The organism is Kribbella sp. NPDC002412, assembly GCF_053592935.1.
On the sequence record NZ_JBSFBL010000014.1, the window covers coordinates 13,911 to 31,309 of the forward strand.

Genomic DNA, 17,399 nt, shown 5'->3' on the forward strand with positions numbered 1-17,399 from the left:
ACCGCAGGAGAGACAACGATGACTCAACCCTTCGATGCCGCCGCCGCATCGGCCGCGTACCGCAACGCGCTCGAGGTGATCGCCTCCGTCGAGCCGACGATCGCCGGCGCGATCAAGTCCGAGCTCGCCGACCAGCGCTCCTCGCTGAAGCTGATCGCCAGCGAGAACTACGCCTCCCCCGCCACCTTGCTGACGATGGGCAACTGGCTGTCCGACAAGTACGCCGAGGGCACCATCGGGCACCGCTTCTACGCCGGCTGCCAGAACGTCGACACCGTCGAGCAGGCCGCCGCCGACCACGCCAAGGCGCTGTTCGACGCCCCGCACGCCTACGTCCAGCCGCACTCGGGCATCGACGCCAACCTGGTCGCGTTCTGGGCGATCCTGGCCCAGCGGATCGAGTCCCCCGCGCTCGCCGAAGCCGGCGCCAAGCACGTCAATGACCTGACCGAGGAGGACTGGACCAAGCTCCGCAAGGCGCTCGGCGACCAGAAGATGCTCGGCATGTCGCTGGACGCCGGCGGTCACCTGACCCACGGCTTCCGGCCGAACATCTCCGGCAAGATGTTCAACCAGCACTCCTACGGCACCGACCCGGAGACCGGGCTGCTCGACTACGACAAGGTCGCCGCGACGGCTCGTGAGTTCAAGCCGCTGATCCTGATCGCGGGCTACTCGGCGTACCCGCGCAAGATCGACTTCGCGAAGATGCGCGAGATCGCCGACGAGGTCGGCGCGACCCTGATGGTCGACATGGCGCACTTCGCCGGCCTGGTCGCGGGCAAGGTGTTCACCGGCGACTTCGACCCGGTGCCGCACGCGCACGTCACCACGACCACCACGCACAAGTCGCTGCGCGGCCCGCGCGGCGGCATGGTGCTGTGCCAGCCCGAGTACGCCGACGCCGTCGACCGCGGGTGCCCGATGGTGCTCGGCGGCCCGCTCAGCCAGACGATGGCGGCGAAGGCGGTCGCGCTGGCCGAGGCCCGGCAGCCGTCGTTCCAGGAGTACGCGCAGGCCGTCGCGGACAACGCGGTCGCGCTGGCCGACGGCCTGATGAAGCGTGGCGTCAAGCTCGTCACCGACGGCACCGAGAACCACCTGGTGCTGCTCGACGTGTCGTCGTACGGGATCACCGGACGGCAGGCCGAGTCGGCGCTGCTGGACTCGGGCATCGTGACCAACCGGAACGCCGTACCGCGGGACCCGAACGGCGCCTGGTACACCTCCGGCGTCCGGATCGGCACGCCGGCGCTGACCACGCGTGGCTTCGGGGCCGACGAGTTCGACCGGGTCGCCGAGCTGATCGTCGACGTGCTGTCCTCGACCACGCCGACCACCACGTCGGCCGGTGCGCCGTCGAAGGCGAAGTACGTGCTGGCCGACGGCGTCGCGGACAAGACCAAGGCCGCGTCCGCGGAGCTGCTCGACAAGCACCCGCTGTACCCGGGTCTCGAGCTCAGCTGACCGGCTCGAACTATCAGAAAGTTGTGATAGTTGCGGTAGGGTGCGGCCATGCCGCACCCTGACCCGGCTCCGGAGGAGATCAGCCAGTTCGTCGAGCGTTTCGCCGGCGTGCTGGCGAACAGCGGCGTGCCGACCATGTCCGCCCGGGTGATCGGGCGGATGCTGGTCAGCCCGACCGGCACGTTGACGTCCGCCGAGCTGGCCGAGTCCTTGCGGATCAGCCAGCCGGCGGTGTCCGGCGCCGTACGGCAGCTGCTGCAGGTCGGCTTCATCTCGCGGGAGCGGATCCCGGGGTCGCGCAAGGACCACTACCGGATCCGCGACGACGTCTTCTCCGTGATCCTGGAACGCCGCAACAGCGCGCTCGCCGAGTGGGAGTCCACCAGCCGCGCCGGCGCCGACCTCTTCGGCGCGGACACCCCGGTCGGCCATCGCCTGACCGAGGCCGCCGACTTCTTCGCCTTGATCCACGAAGACCTCGACCAACTCATCAAGAGCCGACGCGCGGCGCAGCGGTGAGAATGGTGTTTCGGGGCCGTGCACAGTAAAACTGGGCCCATGTCTGAACAGCGGCCAGGCCCGCACCCGCCCCCGATGCCTGCCGCGCCGTCGGCGTACGCGCCGCCGCACCCCCGGGCGATCAGCGCCGGCTACCGGCGCTGGGCGAGGATTCTCACCTGGCTCGCGATCATCATCGCGGCCCTGATGGCGGTTGCGCTCGCGGTGAGCGTCGTCCTGCTCGTCACGGCGGACGCGAACGTGGACAACGCTGCCTACGGCTACCTCGCCATCTTCCTCTGGTTCGGGATCGCCGCCGCGACCCCGGTCCTGCTCGCGGTCGGCATCCCCGCCGCGGTCATGACGCGGCGCGCACGACAGCAGCGGTGACGCGGGTCGGCGCGAGTCTGACCTCAGCGGGTGAGGGCGTAGACGGCGATTGCGGCGAAGTCGTCGGCTGGTTCGGATGCCTGCCAGGAGCGGACGTCGTCGACGTAGCGGGAGCCGCGGCCGGTGAACTCGGCGTACCGGTCGACACCGTCGGCCGGGCACGGATTCATGCCGTCGAGGTGGCCGCCCAGGCCGTCCTCGAACAAGCCCGCCGAGTTCGGGCCGTTGACGACCGCGCCGGTCAGCTCCTTGCCCAGGATGTTGGCGATCTGGTGGTGCGGGCACCGCTCGCCGTTCGCCCCGACACCGACCATGAACGACACGCCCCACGGGTTGGCGCCGAAGGTCCAGTCCAGTTGCTGCCGGCCGAAGTCGTCGTACCGCCGGTCGCCCGTCGCCTTTCGGTACAGCTCGGCAGTCGCCGCCAGCCCGAAGGCATGCGGTACGGCGTCGAAGTTGTCGTACTGCGCTCCGGCCCGGAACGGATCCGCCGCCGCACGGCCGACCCCGATCTGCAACTGCGCCCGCAGGTCAGCCGCCAACTCACGCACCAACTGGCGATCGTTGCGAGCGGCCCCGATCAGATCCGCGTGGGCCAGGGCGCTGACGTCGTACAGGTTGAGTGTGTCGCCACCAGCTTCGTGCTCGATGTACTGCCGCGCCCAGTAGCCAGCCTGCTTCAGCCAGCCGCCTGCCCGCGGGTCGCGCAGCCGTTGCGCAGCCAGGGCAAGCTCGGTGGCACCCAACTCGAGGTCATCCCGCCAGGCCGACTCCGGGTAGAAGGCGAACGGCAGCGAGGTCACCAGTTGCCCGACGCCGGTGGTCTGCGCCTGGCCGAAGATCTGGGCAGCGGTCTCCAGATAACGACGAGCCTTCGCCGGGTTCGTGCGCGCCTCGACCTGGGCCGCGAGCGCGAAGGCCGCCGCGGTCCGCCCGGCCAGGTTCGGGCTGATCGACTGCCCAGGCGCCGCGGCGCGGAACACCGGCCGGTTGCGTAAGAACCGTTCCGACGGATCGGTCAGCTGATCGTCCACCTGCGGCAGCCGCCAGACGTCGTGATCGCCGACGAACGTCCCCTCCACGTTGCCGGTCCCGACGCCGACCTGGATGTAGAGCGTCTTCGTCCGCTCGTCCCACATCTTGTCCAGCCACTCGAGACCGTGCCGCGCCTCGGCCAGCACCTCGCGGTCCGGCCGGCGCGCGTCCCGGGCCGAGGCCCACAGCAACGACTCCGAGTACGCCGCGATGTGCGTGAACTTCAGGTAGTCGCCGGCGTCGTACCAGCCACCCTCGACATCCACCGGACCGCCGATCCGGCGCAGCTCGCCGACGCTCTGATCCGTGTCCGGACCGGCGAACACCGGCCAGTCGTAGACGTCGGCTGCCCGATCGGTGAGGTGCACCGGCTGCCGCCCGAGCGTGCCTGGTACGACGTTCACCCCGTCCCGCTGCTCGGTGAAGAAGCCGACCCCCTTGTCCTTGGCGTCAGTCAGCAGCCGCTCCCCCATGACCTCCACCTCGAACGTCGGCGACGACGCGACCCCGGGCACCTCGACCCGGTAGCTGCCCGGCCGCCTCAGCGCGGACAGGTCGAGCGCGTAGACGTGCTGGTACTTCGCGTTCCACTCCCCCGCATCCCGGCCGACCTTCCCGGTCAGGACCCGGCGCCCCTGGCGGTCGACAACGTGGAACGCCTTCCCCGCCACCGCACCCTGAGTCATCAGGTACGCCGACTTGCCGTCGAAAGCGCCGTACCCGAGCTGGTTGACCCGCACCACCCCACCCGGCGCGGCATTGACCGTGGTGACCGGCCCCAGGGCCAGGCCCGCGACCAGCCCGATCGACACGACGCGACGCAAGGATCCCACCAGCGACCACCCCAATCGTTAGGAAACTTTCCTAATGGTTGCCCGCAAGGTAGCGCACCGGCTACCGCCGCGTACAGACCTCGGTCAACCAGGCTTCGGGCGCCGGGCGGGCGGCAGTGTGAGGCATCTCTCGGTGGCGGCGATTCCGGGCCGTGGAGGCTCGGAAACGGCCGGAAACAATCACCACCAGACGTGTAGAGATAGCCGCATCGTGAGATCTGGTCTCACCATGCAGGATTGGGAGTTGATTTGTCAGGCGTTGGCGCTGACGCTTAACACCATGCTCGCTGCCCGCTCCACTCATCTCGTAGGTCGGATTCACGTCGACCTCGGGCGGATGCGCAGCGCCATCTGTTGTCCTTCGATGTTCTGACAGCCACCCCGCCGGGCCAACGACGGCCCCCTGATCACCCCCGATCACCGCTGGGTGCGCACCGCGGAACGCATCGAACCGACGACGCTTCGATCCCGCAGCCCGCGGACGCACCTGTCACGAGGACAAGGACACCCTCCCGGATGACTGGCGTCACGTCTGCTCCCCGCAAGCCCGCCCGCCCACGCAAGGGCAAGGGCGAAGGTCAGTGGGCGCTCGGCTATCGCGAGCCGCTGAACAAGAACGAGGAGAACAAGAAGAACGACGACGGCCTCAACGTCCGGGCCCGGATCGAGAACATCTACGCGCACCGCGGCTTCGACTCGATCGACCCGGCCGACCTGCGCGGCCGGTTCCGCTGGTGGGGTCTCTACACCCAGCGCAAGCCCGGCATCGACGGCGGCAAGACCGCGACGCTGGAGCCGGAGGAGCTGGACGACCGTTACTTCATGCTGCGAGTCCGGATCGAGGGCGGCCAGCTCAGCACCGAGCAGCTGCGGGTGATCGCCGAGGTCTCCACCACGTACGCGCGCGACACCGCCGACATCACCGACCGGCAGAACATCCAGCTGCACTGGATCCGGGTCGAGGACGTGCCGGCCATCTGGCAGAAGCTCGAGGCCGTCGGGCTGTACACCACCGAGGCCTGCGGCGACGTGCCGCGCGTGGTGATCGCCAGCCCGGTCGCCGGGATCGCCGCGGACGAGATCATCGACCCGAGCCCGGCCATCGACGAGATCGTCGAGAAGTACATCGGGTCGGCGGAGTTCTCGAACCTGCCGCGGAAGTTCAAGACCGCGCTCACCGGTCACCCGTCGCACGACGTCGTACCCGAGGTCAACGACATCGCCTTCGTCGGGGTCGTCCACCCCGAGCACGGGCCGGGCTTCGACCTGTGGGTCGGCGGCGGCCTGTCGACGAACCCGATGCTGGCCCAGCGGCTGGGCACCTGGATCCCGCTGAACGAGGTCGCTGAGGCCTGGTGGGGGGTCACCAGCATCTTCCGTGACTACGGCTACCGCCGGCTGCGGACCCGGGCCCGGCTGAAGTTCCTGGTGGCCGACTGGGGCGCGGAGAAGTTCCGCGAGGTGCTCGAGGAGAAGTACCTCAAGCGCAAGCTGATCGACGGCCCGGCGCCCGAGATCCCCGCGGTCCAGGGCGACCACGTCGGCGTCTACCAGCAGAAGGACGGCCGGTACTACGTCGGCGTCGCGCCGGTGGTCGGCCGGGTGTCCGGCAGCTCGCTGGCCAAGGTCGCCGACGTCGTGGCCGCGCACGGATCGGACCGGATCCGGACCACCGCGCAGCAGAAGCTGATCGTGCTCGACGTCGAGGAGTCGAAGGTCGAGTCGCTGGTCGAGCAGCTCGCCGAGCTGGGCTACCAGGCCCGGCCGTCGGCGTGGCGGCGGAACACGATGGCCTGCACCGGGATCGAGTTCTGCAAGCTGGCGATCGTCGAGACCAAGGCCCGGGCCGCGCAGCTGATCGACGAGCTCGAGCAGCGGATCCCCGAGCTGGACGTGCCGATCACCGTGAACGTGAACGGCTGCCCGAACTCCTGCGCCCGGATCCAGGTCGCCGACATCGGCCTGAAGGGCCAGCTGGTCCGCGACGCGGACGGCAACCAGGTCCCCGGCTACCAGGTCCACCTCGGCGGCGGCCTCGGCCTGGACGCCGGCTTCGGCCGCAAGCTGCGCGGCCACAAGGTCACCTCGGCCGGCCTGGCCGACTACGTCGAGCGCGTCACCCAGAACTACCTGAAGGAGCGCAACGAGGGCGAGCGCTTCGCCCAGTGGGTCACCCGAGCGGACGAGGAGGCACTTCAGTGAACGAGCGAAGCGAGTTCACCATTCAGCACAGCAGTGCATCACTCGTCGCCGCCGCAGCGAAGCGAGGACGGCGATGAGTGAACGCGCAGCACCGTTGTACTGCCCCTATTGCGGGGACGAGGACCTTCGTCCTTCCGAGGAAGGCCATGGCGCGTGGGAGTGCCGGCCGTGTGCACGGGTGTTCCAGCTGAAGATGATCGGACTGCGGGTGACGGTGGAATGAGCACGGATCTGAAGACGCTCGCCGAAGAGGCGAACGAACGACTAGCCGACGCCTCGGCGCACGAGCTGCTGGCGTGGGCGCGGGAGACCTTCGGTGACGAACTGGTGGTGACCGCCTCGATGGCAGACGGGGCACTCCCCCACCTCGCGGCCGAGGCGGCCCCTGGTGTCGACGTGCTGTTCATCGACACGGGCTACCACTTCGCCGAGACGATCGGCACCCGCGACGCGGTGGCTGCGACGCTGCCGATCAACCTGATCAACGCCACCCCGAAGCAGACGGTCGCCGAGCAGGACGCCGAGTACGGCGCCAAGCTGCACGACCGCGACCCGAACAAGTGCTGCGCGCTCCGCAAGGTCGAGCCGCTCAACCGGTACCTGTCCGGCTACAAGGCCTGGGTCACCGGCATCCGCCGCGAGGAGGCGCCGACCCGGGCGAACACTCCGGTGGTCGAGTACGACGCGAAGCGCGACATGGTCAAGCTGAACCCGATCGCGCCGTGGACCCAGGAGGACCTGGACGCCTACATCGCCGACAACGGCGTGCTGGTGAACCTGCTCCAGTACGACGGCTACCCCTCGATCGGCTGCGAACCGTGCACCCAGCGCGTCGCCCCCGGTGAGGACCCGCGCAGCGGCCGCTGGGCCGGAACGGGCAAGGTCGAATGCGGGCTCCACACATGACCGCCACGATCGACACGCCGACCGATTCCATCGCCGCCCCGGAGGCCATCCTGAGCACCACGACCGTCACCGAGCTGGACGCGCTGGAGAGCGAGTCCATCCACGTGTTCCGCGAGGTGGCGGCCGAGTTCGAGCGCCCGGTGATCCTGTTCTCCGGTGGCAAGGACTCGATCGTCATGCTGCACCTGGCCCGGAAGGCGTTCGCGCCGGCCGGTGTCCCGTTCTCGCTGCTGCACGTCGACACCGGCCACAACTTCCCCGAGGTGCTCGCCTACCGCGACGCCACGGTCAAGGCGCTCGGGCTGCGGCTGGAGGTGGCCAGCGTCGAGGACTACATCGCCGACGGCCGGCTGCGGGAGCGTTCCGACGGCACCCGCAACCCGTTGCAGACGATCCCACTGCTGGACGCGATCAACGGGCACCGGTTCGACGCCGTGTTCGGCGGCGGCCGCCGCGACGAGGAGCGGGCCCGGGCCAAGGAGCGGATCTTCAGCCTGCGCGACGAGTTCGGCCAGTGGGACCCGCGCAACCAGCGTCCGGAGCTGTGGTCGCTGTACAACGGCAGGCACCGCCCGGGTGAGCACGTGCGGGTGTTCCCGCTGTCCAACTGGACCGAGCTGGACGTGTGGCACTACATCGAGCGCGAGCAGATCCCGCTGCCGAGCATCTACTACGCCCACGAGCGGGACGTTTTCGAGCGCGACGGCATGCTGCTGGCCGTCGGCCCGTACTCCCAGCCCCGCGACGGCGAGACCGTCACCAACCGGGTGGTGCGCTACCGCACCGTCGGCGACATGTCCTGCACCGGCGCCGTGGCGAGTACGGCGACGTCGGCGGCCGAGGTGGTCGTCGAGGTGGCGGCCAGCGAGCTGACCGAGCGTGGCGCCACCCGTGCCGACGACCGGGTCAGCGAGGCCGCGATGGAAGACCGCAAGCGAGAGGGGTACTTCTGATGAGCACGCTCCTCCGCCTGGCCACGGCCGGCTCCGTCGACGACGGCAAGTCCACGCTGGTCGGCCGCCTGCTGCACGACTGCAAGGCGATCCTGGCCGACCAGATCGCGCACGTGCAGACGGTGTCCGAGGCCCGTGGCGGCGACTTCGACTTCGCGCTGCTCACAGACGGTCTGCGGGCCGAGCGTGAGCAGGGCATCACGATCGACGTCGCCTACCGGTACTTCGCCACCGACAAGCGCTCGTTCATCCTGGCCGACTGCCCCGGGCACGTGCAGTACACCCGCAACACCGTGACCGGCGCGTCCACCGCGGACGTGGTGATCATCCTGGTCGACGCCCGCCACGGTGTGCTCGAGCAGACCCGCCGGCACCTGGCCGTCGCCGGGCTGCTCCGGGTCCCGCACGTCGTCCTCGCGGTGAACAAGATCGACCTGGTCGGGTACGACGAGGCCGTCTTCACCGGGATCGCCAAGGACGTCAACGACCTGGCCGACCAGCTCGGGATCGCCGACGTGCACGCCATCCCGGTGTCCGCGCTGGTCGGGGACAACGTGGTCGAGCGCTCCGCCGAGACCGCCTGGTACGACGGGCCGACGCTGCTGGAGTACCTGGAGAACGCGACCGGGCGGATCGACAACTCGCAGCAGCCGCTGCGGTTCCCGGTCCAGTACGTGATCCGGCCGCAGACCGACGACGAGTACCGCGACTACCGCGGCTACACCGGAACCGTTGCCTCCGGCACCGTCTCGGTCGGCGACCCGGTGGTCGTGCTGCCGGCCGGTCGCCGTACCTCGGTCGCCGGCATCGACAAGGCCGTGGTCACCGCGACCTCGACCGCGGTCGCCGAACGGCCGTCCGCGGTCGCCGGCGAGGCCGTCACGGTCCGGCTGGCCGATGACATCGACGTCGCCCGCGGCTCGGTGATCGTCGCGGCCGAGGCCTCCCCCGGCACCCGCCGGGAACTGGCCGCCACCGTGTGCTGGCTGTCCGACCGCCCGCTGAGCGTGGGCGCCCGGGTGCTGATCAAGCACACCACCACCACCGCCCAGGCCATCGTGACCAAGATCAACGGCGCGCTGGACCTGGACACGCTCGGAGTCATCGACGCCGCCGGGCTCGACCTCAACGACATCGGCAAGGTGCAACTCAAGGTCGCCGCACCACTGGCCGCCGACCCGTACTCCAGCAACGCCATCACCGGATCGTTCCTGCTCATCGACGCCCACGACGGGTGGACGCTCGCAGCCGGCATGATCGACGACGAAGAAGGGGAACTGCTGTGACTGCTCCAGCGCTCGTGATCCTCGCCCACGGCAGCCGCGACCCGCGTTCGGCCGCCACCGTCCACTCGCTCGTCAAGTGCCTGCGCGACACGCGTGACGACCTGCGGATCGAGGCCTCCTTCCTCGACCACTGCCCGCCCACGCCGTACCAGGTGATCGGCAAGCTCGCCGCCGAGGGTGTGGAGGAAGTCGTCATCCTGCCGCTGCTGCTGTCGTCGGCGTACCACGCCCGGATCGACGTCCCGGCCGTCGTCGACGAGGCCCGCACCCGGTTCCCGGACCTGCGGATCATCGCCTCGGACGTGCTCGGGTACGACGAGACGCTGCTCGACGTCCTGGACCGGCGGATGCGGGCCGAGCTCAAGGACGGCCGGGTGCGGGAGCTGGACGCGCTGGTGCTGGCGTGCGCCGGGTCGAGCGACTCGCAGGCGAACGCGAGCGTCACCCGCCTGGCGCGGCTGTGGGGTCAGCGGCACAAGCTGCCGGTCACCGCGGCCTTCACCTGCGCCGCGTCGCCGTCCCCGGCCGAGGCCGTCCTGCAGTGGCGCCTGGAGGGCCGCCGGCATGTCGCTGTCGGATCCCTCTTCCTGGCGCCGGGCGTGCTCCCCGACCGCGCCGAGTCGACCGCTCGCCGCGCCGGCGCAGTCGCCGTTTCACGCCCCCTCGGCGTGAGCGCCGAGGTAGCCCGCCTGGTGCTCCTCCGGTATGGCGTAGCCGGCCTGGACCTCCTCACCCTGGCCCCGGCACCGCGCCCGACCGTCGTACGACCGGAGCTCGTCCGCACCGCCTAGTACCGCAACGGATCGACGAAGGAGACGTCTGTATAGGGCGTCTCCTTCGTCGTGATTTGGGCCAGAAGCTCGCCGACCCCGGCGCAGTGCTTGAAGCCGTGGCCGCTGTCGCCGCCGGCGATCACCAGCCGCTCGTCCCGCCGCCCGACCAGGAACTGACCGTCCGGCGAGTCCGTCACCATGCACGGGATCACCTTCACCGGCTCCGGATCGAGCTCTGGGAAGTGTTCCGCGATCGCCGCCGACAACTCCGCGATGTCCTTCCGCGGATGGATGTAGCGATCGAGCTCGTCCGGATCGACCCCACGGTCCCGCTGCGCACCGTCCAGGCCGACCTTCACCAAGAAGTCCTCGTCCGACCCGTGCCCCCACAATCCGCGCCCGTCCGTGAACTCCCAGATGAACGCCGGGAAATTCTCCAACCGGAACGCCTCGGACCCCGCGTCCTTCGGCTGGAACCAGAACAGCGGAGTACGACGCGGCGACAACGGCAACCCCGGCACGAGCTTCCCGAGCCAGGCCCCGCCGCACACCACGACCTGCTCCGCCTCGATCGCGATCGTCGGCGTCCGGACCGTCACGTGCCCCGCCTCGACGTCGATCCCGGTCACCATCGTGTGCGGGTACACCGTGGCGCCCATCTTCCGCGCCTCCGCGACCTGCGCGCGAACCGTCGGCTCGGCGTAGCAGATGCCCGCACCCGGATCCCAGACCGCCACATCGTCCGCGCCCAGGTCGTACTGCGGGAACCTGCTCGCCAGCTCGTCATGACTCAGGTCGGTGGTCGACGCGCCCGCCTCGGCCGCCGCGCGCCGCGCGCCGCTCACCGGGTGGCTGTCCGGTGCACCGACATTGAGCGACCCCGTCTGCCGGACGTACACCTCGCCCGTCCGCTCCCCGAGCTCGGTCCACAACTCCAGCGACTTCCGCGCGATCGGCGTCAGGCCCGGGTGCTCCATGCACGCGACCCGGAACAGCCGCGTACTCCCGTGCGACGACCCGAACGGATGCCCGATCGCCTGCCGCTCGATCCCGACCACGTCCACCCCCCGCGCCGCCAGCCGCCACAACGCCGCCGACCCGAACGCGCCCAGCCCAACCACCACGACATCCGCTCGCAGAGTCTCCACCCGCTCACCTTATCCAGTCGTTGATAGCGTGATATCTTGCTATCCATGGCGAAGGACGGGACGAAGAACATCCTGTTGCGGCTGGATCCGGAGTTGGCGGAGCGGTTGCAGACAGTGGCTTCGGTCGAGGGCAGGTCGGTGTCGGACGTCGCCCGCGAGGCGATCGCCGCCCTGGTGGACCAGCGTCGCCAGGACGGCCGCTTCAGCCGGCTCCTGGACGAGAACCTGGCCCGCCACGAGGAGTCGCTGCGCCGGCTCCGCGGAGACGACTGATGCGCTTCCTCGACCAGTACGACGTCCTCGCGATCGCGGCCCGCGTGCTGCGGTGCTCCTCGGACGACGCGGTCCGGCGGACGGACCTCGATGCGGTCGACGAGGTGCTGAGCGACGTACGCCGTACCAGCGGACTGGCCGAGGCGGCGGGGGTGTTGCTGGCCGGGCTGGTCCGGGCGCGCGCGTTCGAGGGCGCGAACCGGGTCGTGACGGTGGCGGTGGTGCTGCAGTTCTGCTCGATGAACCGGTCCGAGCTGCGGCTCGAGCCGGTCGAGGAGGTCGACGAGCTGCTGGACCGGATCGCCTCCGACGGGGTCTCGGCCGACGAGGTGACCGAGTTCATCGGCGAGCGGCTGAAGCCAGAGCATGTCACCGCCGAGGACCTGCAGGAGCACCTCAGGGTCGACCTGCTGCTCGAGGACGAGATCCAGGACCTCACGTCCGCCGTCGAGGACGAGCTGTTGCGGAGGGGAGGCGGAATGTTCGAGTTGTTCACCGATTCGGCCCGGCGGGTCGTCGTCCTCGCGCAGGAAGAGGCCCGCCGGCTCAACCACACGTTCATCGGGACCGAGCACCTGCTGCTGGGGATCATCGAGGAAGGCCAGGGCGGCGGCGCGAAAGTCCTGGCCGGGCTGGGTGTCACCGCGCCGGCCGTGCGCGACCTGGTGGTGGAGATCGTCGGCCGGGGCGCAGGCCGCGGCCCCACCGGCGCAGTCCCGTTCACGCCGCGGGCGAAGAGCACGCTCGAGCACGCCTACCAGGAGGCAGCGACGCCGGGCTGGAAACAGGCACGGGCCCGCCGGCTCGGCACCGAGATTCTCGGCCCCGAGCACCTCTTGCTCGGGCTCCTCCGCGACGGCGAGGGCGTCGCGGCCCAGATCCTGATGAAGCTGGGCAACGAGCTCGACGACGTACGGCGCAAGACGCACGAGTGGATCGACCACCGCCAGCGCCTCGAGTCAGCCGTCTCCGGCTACCTCACCGACGAGGCCGACACCGCCTGGACCACGCCCGAGGCCGCAGCCGCCTGGACCACCTACGGCCGTCGCCACCACCTGCTCGCCGAGCTCAACGCCGTACTGGACGAGAACGAGCGCCTCCACGAGCAGGTCGCCGCGCTTCGGGCCCTCCTTCGCCGCCACAACATCGACCCGGAGGACTGAAGGGCTACGTCGTCGGCTGGAAGAGCTCGATCGGGTTGCCGGATGGGTCGTCCAGCAGGATCTGCAGCCCACCTCGGCCGGTGACGATCTCGTTCCGGAACGACGCTCCGTCCGCGCGGAGTGCGTTGACCGTGGACTCGAGGTCGTCGACCTCCAGCTGGATCCGGTTCCAGCCGCCCGGCTCCGGTGTGCGCCCGTCGGGCATGGCCTGGGCCGCGCCACCGGGTCCCGTCGGCTCGGACAGCAGCAGCCGGAGATCACCACGGGTGATCCCGGCGAACCCCGGCCCGGGCCGCATCTGCACCTCGAACCTGAGGTGCTTGGTGTAGAAGTCGACCGCCGCGTCGACGTCGCTGACGATGTACCGAACGGAAACCGCGCTCATCGTTGTGCTCCTTCCGCCTCCTGTGTACCCAACTCGGGCCGCGGTGCACAGGTCAGGTGGCGGCCAGGCGCTTCTTCTCGGTGTCCACGTCGAAGTCGGCGGCCGGCCACTGCGGATTCAGCGACCTGAGCGTCTCGAGGAGGATCGTGGTCACGGCCCAGTTGCGGTACCACTTGCGGTCGCTGGGGATCACCAGCCAGGGCGCCTCGGGGCTGTTGCAGCGCTCCAGGGCGGCTTCGTAGGCCTGGGTGTAGGCCGGCCAGAGCTTCCGCTCGTCGACGTCACCCGGGTTGTACTTCCAGTGCTTGGTCGGGTCGTCCAGGCGCGCCTGCAACCGGAGCAGCTGCTCCTCCGGCGAGATGTGCAGGAAGCACTTCAGCAGCGTCACGCCGTTCGCCGCGAGCTCGGCCTCGAAGTCGTTGATCTGGCCGTAGCGCCGGTTCCACACCGGTGGCGCGACCAGGTTGCGGACGCGGGCGATCAGCACGTCCTCGTAGTGCGACCGGTCGAAGATCCCGATCATCCCCGGACCGGGCAGCGCCTGCCGGATCCGCCACAGGAACCCGCGCCGCTTCTCGGCCGGCGTCGGCGCCTTGAACGACGTGATCTTCAGGCCCTGCGGGTCCATCAGCCCCGCGCCGTGCCGGATCACGCCACCCTTGCCGGACGTGTCCATCCCCTGCAGGACCAGCAGCACCCTGCGCTGCCCGTTCTTGCGGCCTTCGGCGTACAGACGCTCCTGCCAGTCGGACACCTCGGCACCGAGGTTCTCCAGCGCGAGCTTGCCCTCGTCCTTGGTCCCGGTGAACCCAGGCGTGGCACGCGTGTCGTACTTGCTCAGATCCACCGGCCCCGACGGCACCTTCAACTGCTCGAGCAGCCCACCCGTGTCCGCCTGGCTCTTCTTCTGCTTCGCCATCGCACCATCCTGCCCTATTCACCCGGCGATTCGCGGTTGCGCCGACGGTGCAGAACCACCTCGATCACCGCGATCACCACCGCGGCCACCGGCAACGACAGCAGGCCCCAGACCATGCCTCCCAGCAGCGACAGGCAGTCGGAGTCGCCGCTCGCACAGTCGGTTGCGTCGTAGTACGCCGTACCGGCGATGACCGCGACGAGCACCAGTGCCGCGGTGCCACACAGGTAGGCGGCGACCCGGACCATCCATCGCCCGCCGCGCACCCGCGGGCTCGGCTGCAGGCCGGTGGCGATCAGGACGGCTGCGAGCAGCCCGAGCACGACCTCCAGCAGGCCCAGCTCGCCCTCGTCGTGCGCCCAGATGAACCGGAAGCCACGGTTCGTCAGGCCCTGCCAGAGCAGGAACGAGAGCAATACACCCAGCGCGATCCCGAACCACAGTCGAGCCGACGGATGCCGCCAGGCAACCAGTACGCCGGCGATCGCCACGACGACGGCGATCGCGCCCAGCGGCAGATTCCGCTCGTCGCTTGCCGTGCCCGAGAAGTCGTCGAAGTGCACGAACCCGCCGGCCGCCAGCAGCAGGATCCCGACCGCGAGCAGTCCGACGGAGACCACAGCAGTACGGCGCTCCCCAGTCACCAGCCCAGGTAACCACGCCCGGCGGTTAACCCGCGGCATTTGCGAGGGCGATCAGCCGGGAGAGCGCCCTCAGGTACTTCTTGCGGTAGCCGCCCTTGAGCATCTCGGCGGAGAACAGCTGGTCCAGCGGCACGCCGCCGGCCAGCAGCGGCAGGTTGCGGTCGTAGATGCGGTCGGCGAGAACAACCATGCGCAGGGCAACGTTCTCGTCGGTCAGCGGCCGGATGTCGGTGATCGCGACCGTCTCGACACCGTCGAGGAGAGCGCCGTACTTGCTCGGGTGCAGCTCGAACAGGTGCCGGTGCAGGTCGACGAAGTGGTCGCACGAGGCGTTGGCACGCTCTGCGGCCTTCGCCTCCACCTTGTCGTCCGGCCAGGGCTCGGGCGCAACGGGCAGGCCGCGGTGCCGGTAGTCCGGCCCGTCGATCCGCCGTACCTCGAAGTTCGCGGCCAGCGCCTGGATCTCGCGGAGGAAGTCGACCGCCTGGAACCGGCCCTCCCCCAGCTTGTCGGGCAGCGTGTTCGAGGTGGCCGCCAGCTCGACGCCGGCCGCGACCAGCTGACCCAGCAGCCGCGAGATCAGCATCGTGTCGCCCGGATCGTCCAGCTCGAACTCGTCGATGCAGATCAGCCGGTACGACGACAAGGCTTCGACGGCTGTGCGCAGGCCGAGCGCCCCGACGAGGTTGGTGAGCTCCACGAACGTGCAGTACATCTTCGGCCCGGCCGCCTCGTGCCACAGCGACGCGAGCAAGTGGGTCTTGCCGACGCCGAAGCCGCCGTCGAGGTAGATCCCCGGCTTTCCGGGTGCTTCGGTGCGCTTGCGCAGCCGGGACCACAGACTCGGCGCCTGCTTCGGCTTGGCCAGTCCGACCGCCCGCTCGGTCAGGACGCTCAGCGCTTCGGCCTGTGAAGGCTCGTCGGGCGCCGGCTGGTAGGTGGCGAACCGGACGTCGGCGAACCGCGGCGGCGGCACACACTCGGACAGCAGCCGGTCCGGGCTCACCTCCGGCCATCGCTCACTCAACCGAATCACCATGCGCCCAACCCTAAGTGCGAGGACCCACGCCCCACCGATCGCCGTCTCACCGGGCCGGCACGGAAACTCCGGGAAACTTCCACGTGACCTTGACCACTTTCTTACTTTCAGTTAGGAAGTTGATGTGAGGTTCGTGAGGTGACTGACTGAGGAGTCGGTATGGGCGAACGGCGGGATGCCGGCACGGTGGGCCGGCGGACGGTACTGAAGGGGGCGCTGGGCGGCGCCGCCGCACTGGGGCTCGGGCCGGCCCTGGCCGCGTGCGGCGGCAGTGACAGCGGTGGCGGCACCACGAGCGGCGGGAAGGCCGTGGTCCGGATGTGGTCCTGGTACAACGACCAGGAGGCCCAGTTCCCGAAGCTGATCGAGAAGTTCGAGGCGGCGCACAGCAACATCAAGATCGAGAACCGGATCTTCGGCACCCCGGACCAGTACCTGCCCGCCCTGCAGGCGGCGGTGGCCGGCGGCGACGTCCCGGAGATCTTCGCGCCGCACACGCGCGCGCTCACCTACGGCACCGGCGGGGTCTCCGCCGACCTGAAGCAGGAGCTCGGCGACGACTTCCTGAAGGACTTCTTCGACTCGGCCAACCAGGAGTACACCCTGGACGGCAAGCAGTATGCGGTCGGCTGGATGGCGCAGACGTTCGGCCTGTTCTACAACCCGGACCTGCTCGCGAAGGCCGGTGTCGGCGAGGACGAGATCGAGACCTGGGACGACCTGATCGCGGCCGCCGCCAAGATCCGGGCCATCGGCAAGCATCCGGTGGCGCTCAGCTGCAACCCGACGACCAGCTCGCTGGACTTCTTCCTGCCGCTGATCACCCAGGTCGCCGACGACCCGACGTACTACCTGAAGCTCGACCAGCTGAAGGACGGCGCGACGTACGAGGACCCGAAGGTCGTCGACGCGATCAAGCTGCAGCAGAAGATCGTCAAGGGCGGCGTGTTCCAGCCCGGCACCACGGGCACCAGCGGCGACCAGGCGCCGCAGCTGTTCTACACCGAGAAGTCCGCGATGCTGTTCAACGGCTCCTGGACCCCGCAGGGACTCGTCCAGGACGCTCCCCCGGCATTCGTGAAGAAGTACAAGGTGATGAAGACGCCGGCGATCGCGCCGGGCAAGCGGCACTGGACCGCGAACCAGGCCGGCGCCGGCTGGGCCGTCTCGGCGACCAGCAAGAACAAGGACGCCGCGCTGGAGTTCCTGAAGTTCCTGTACTCCGCGGACGAGTACTCCCCCACGATGAACGAGTCCAACTCGATGCCGGCCACCAAGAGCGCGGCGAACCGGATCGAGCTGCCGATCATGAAGCAGATGACGTCCTGGCTGCTCGACGGCGACGGCTGCCCGCACATCCCGTTCGGTCCCGGCTCGGTCGCGGCCGGCGATCCGCTGGCCAAGATCTTCGACGGCAAGGGCGACCCGGCGACGGTCGCGAAGGAGATGCAGCAGGCCGTGCTGAACGCCAAGGGCGGCTGATCG

General features: G+C 69.6%; 17 protein-coding genes. 11 read left to right on the forward strand and 6 right to left on the reverse strand.

Annotation, left to right across the window (positions count from 1 at the left end; genetic code table 11):
* Positions 1-18 precede the first annotated feature (18 nt).
* From ACWCOV_RS13895 to ACWCOV_RS13905, 3 genes are read left to right on the forward strand one after another with little or no spacing between them, the layout of a single operon-like run.
* Complete coding sequence (locus tag ACWCOV_RS13895; RefSeq protein WP_449829595.1) at positions 19-1,467, forward strand: glycine hydroxymethyltransferase; 1,449 nt, start codon at positions 19-21, stop codon at positions 1,465-1,467.
* Between the two features lie 48 nt (positions 1,468-1,515).
* Entirely contained in the window at positions 1,516-1,986 is a 471-nt protein-coding gene (locus ACWCOV_RS13900; protein ID WP_449829596.1) for a GbsR/MarR family transcriptional regulator, read from the forward strand.
* Positions 1,987-2,025: 39 nt separating this feature from the next.
* Complete coding sequence (locus ACWCOV_RS13905) at positions 2,026-2,355, forward strand: hypothetical protein (protein ID WP_449829597.1); 330 nt, start codon at positions 2,026-2,028, stop codon at positions 2,353-2,355.
* Between the two features lie 23 nt (positions 2,356-2,378).
* Here the strand turns inward: ACWCOV_RS13905 and ACWCOV_RS13910 are convergent, their stop codons facing one another.
* Positions 2,379-4,223: a glycoside hydrolase family 9 protein gene (locus ACWCOV_RS13910; protein WP_449829598.1), complete on the reverse strand. Its 1,845-nt coding sequence runs from the start codon at positions 4,221-4,223 to the stop codon at positions 2,379-2,381.
* 516 nt (positions 4,224-4,739) lie between these two features.
* On the opposite strand from ACWCOV_RS13910, the gene ACWCOV_RS13915 reads away from it, so the two are divergent.
* From ACWCOV_RS13915 to ACWCOV_RS13935, 5 genes are all read left to right on the forward strand, one after another.
* On the forward strand, positions 4,740-6,425 hold the full coding sequence (locus ACWCOV_RS13915) for a nitrite/sulfite reductase (protein WP_449829599.1): 1,686 nt from the start codon (positions 4,740-4,742) through the stop codon (positions 6,423-6,425).
* Between the two features lie 219 nt (positions 6,426-6,644).
* Positions 6,645-7,331, forward strand: a complete 687-nt coding sequence (locus ACWCOV_RS13920; RefSeq protein WP_449829600.1) for a phosphoadenylyl-sulfate reductase — start codon at positions 6,645-6,647, stop codon at positions 7,329-7,331.
* Positions 7,328-8,284: a sulfate adenylyltransferase subunit CysD gene (cysD, locus tag ACWCOV_RS13925; protein ID WP_449829601.1), complete on the forward strand. Its 957-nt coding sequence runs from the start codon at positions 7,328-7,330 to the stop codon at positions 8,282-8,284. Before ACWCOV_RS13920 ends, cysD begins: the two co-directional genes overlap by 4 nt.
* A complete protein-coding gene (locus tag ACWCOV_RS13930; protein ID WP_449829602.1) occupies positions 8,284-9,570 on the forward strand; it encodes a sulfate adenylyltransferase subunit 1 in 1,287 nt (428 codons plus the stop codon). Before cysD ends, ACWCOV_RS13930 begins: the two co-directional genes overlap by 1 nt.
* Positions 9,567-10,361, forward strand: a complete 795-nt coding sequence (locus ACWCOV_RS13935; protein WP_449829603.1) for a sirohydrochlorin chelatase — start codon at positions 9,567-9,569, stop codon at positions 10,359-10,361. The genes ACWCOV_RS13930 and ACWCOV_RS13935 overlap by 4 nt, the downstream gene beginning before the upstream one ends.
* On the opposite strand, the gene solA is transcribed toward ACWCOV_RS13935, so the two are convergent.
* The gene (gene solA, locus ACWCOV_RS13940; protein ID WP_449829604.1) at positions 10,358-11,491 is read right to left on the reverse strand and encodes an N-methyl-L-tryptophan oxidase; all 1,134 of its coding nucleotides are present in this window, start codon (positions 11,489-11,491) and stop codon (positions 10,358-10,360) included. The two genes, ACWCOV_RS13935 and solA, sit on opposite strands and share 4 nt — an antisense overlap.
* Positions 11,492-11,536: 45 nt before the next feature.
* On the opposite strand from solA, the gene ACWCOV_RS13945 reads away from it, so the two are divergent.
* Positions 11,537-11,764: a ribbon-helix-helix protein, CopG family gene (locus ACWCOV_RS13945; protein ID WP_449829605.1), complete on the forward strand. Its 228-nt coding sequence runs from the start codon at positions 11,537-11,539 to the stop codon at positions 11,762-11,764.
* Positions 11,764-12,927: a Clp protease N-terminal domain-containing protein gene (locus ACWCOV_RS13950; protein ID WP_449829606.1), complete on the forward strand. Its 1,164-nt coding sequence runs from the start codon at positions 11,764-11,766 to the stop codon at positions 12,925-12,927. Before ACWCOV_RS13945 ends, ACWCOV_RS13950 begins: the two co-directional genes overlap by 1 nt.
* Positions 12,928-12,931: 4 nt before the next feature.
* On the opposite strand, the gene ACWCOV_RS13955 is transcribed toward ACWCOV_RS13950, so the two are convergent.
* The 4 genes from ACWCOV_RS13955 to zapE are packed head-to-tail and all read right to left on the reverse strand — an operon-like array spanning position 12,932 to position 15,911.
* On the reverse strand, positions 12,932-13,312 hold the full coding sequence (locus ACWCOV_RS13955; RefSeq protein WP_449829607.1) for a VOC family protein: 381 nt from the start codon (positions 13,310-13,312) through the stop codon (positions 12,932-12,934).
* A 52-nt stretch (positions 13,313-13,364) separates the two neighbouring features.
* Positions 13,365-14,231 (reverse strand): polyphosphate kinase 2 family protein, encoded by an 867-nt coding sequence (locus ACWCOV_RS13960; RefSeq protein WP_449829608.1) that lies wholly within the window; start codon positions 14,229-14,231, stop codon positions 13,365-13,367.
* Positions 14,232-14,245: 14 nt separating this feature from the next.
* Entirely contained in the window at positions 14,246-14,875 is a 630-nt protein-coding gene (locus ACWCOV_RS13965; RefSeq protein ID WP_449829609.1) for a hypothetical protein, read from the reverse strand.
* Between the two features lie 25 nt (positions 14,876-14,900).
* Positions 14,901-15,911 (reverse strand): cell division protein ZapE, encoded by a 1,011-nt coding sequence (zapE, locus tag ACWCOV_RS13970; protein WP_449829713.1) that lies wholly within the window; start codon positions 15,909-15,911, stop codon positions 14,901-14,903.
* Between the two features lie 162 nt (positions 15,912-16,073).
* Here zapE and ACWCOV_RS13975 point away from each other — a divergent pair, with 162 nt between their 5' ends.
* Positions 16,074-17,396: an ABC transporter substrate-binding protein gene (locus ACWCOV_RS13975; RefSeq protein WP_449829610.1), complete on the forward strand. Its 1,323-nt coding sequence runs from the start codon at positions 16,074-16,076 to the stop codon at positions 17,394-17,396.
* The last annotated feature ends 3 nt before the right edge of the window (positions 17,397-17,399 follow it).

Excerpts from the sequence above, each read along its gene's own strand:
- ACWCOV_RS13895 (WP_449829595.1), top strand. The coding sequence starts at position 19 with ATGACTCAACCCTTCGATGCCGCCGCCGCATCGGCCGCGTACCGCAAC.
- ACWCOV_RS13900 (WP_449829596.1), top strand. The coding sequence starts at position 1,516 with ATGCCGCACCCTGACCCGGCTCCGGAGGAGATCAGCCAGTTCGTCGAG.
- ACWCOV_RS13905 (WP_449829597.1), top strand. The coding sequence starts at position 2,026 with ATGTCTGAACAGCGGCCAGGCCCGCACCCGCCCCCGATGCCTGCCGCG.
- ACWCOV_RS13915 (WP_449829599.1), top strand. The coding sequence starts at position 4,740 with ATGACTGGCGTCACGTCTGCTCCCCGCAAGCCCGCCCGCCCACGCAAG.
- ACWCOV_RS13920 (WP_449829600.1), top strand. The coding sequence starts at position 6,645 with ATGAGCACGGATCTGAAGACGCTCGCCGAAGAGGCGAACGAACGACTA.
- cysD (WP_449829601.1), top strand. The coding sequence starts at position 7,328 with ATGACCGCCACGATCGACACGCCGACCGATTCCATCGCCGCCCCGGAG.
- ACWCOV_RS13930 (WP_449829602.1), top strand. The coding sequence starts at position 8,284 with ATGAGCACGCTCCTCCGCCTGGCCACGGCCGGCTCCGTCGACGACGGC.
- ACWCOV_RS13945 (WP_449829605.1), top strand. The coding sequence starts at position 11,537 with ATGGCGAAGGACGGGACGAAGAACATCCTGTTGCGGCTGGATCCGGAG.
- ACWCOV_RS13950 (WP_449829606.1), top strand. The coding sequence starts at position 11,764 with ATGCGCTTCCTCGACCAGTACGACGTCCTCGCGATCGCGGCCCGCGTG.
- ACWCOV_RS13955 (WP_449829607.1), bottom strand. The coding sequence starts at position 13,312 with ATGAGCGCGGTTTCCGTTCGGTACATCGTCAGCGACGTCGACGCGGCG.
- ACWCOV_RS13960 (WP_449829608.1), bottom strand. The coding sequence starts at position 14,231 with ATGGCGAAGCAGAAGAAGAGCCAGGCGGACACGGGTGGGCTGCTCGAG.
- ACWCOV_RS13975 (WP_449829610.1), top strand. The coding sequence starts at position 16,074 with ATGGGCGAACGGCGGGATGCCGGCACGGTGGGCCGGCGGACGGTACTG.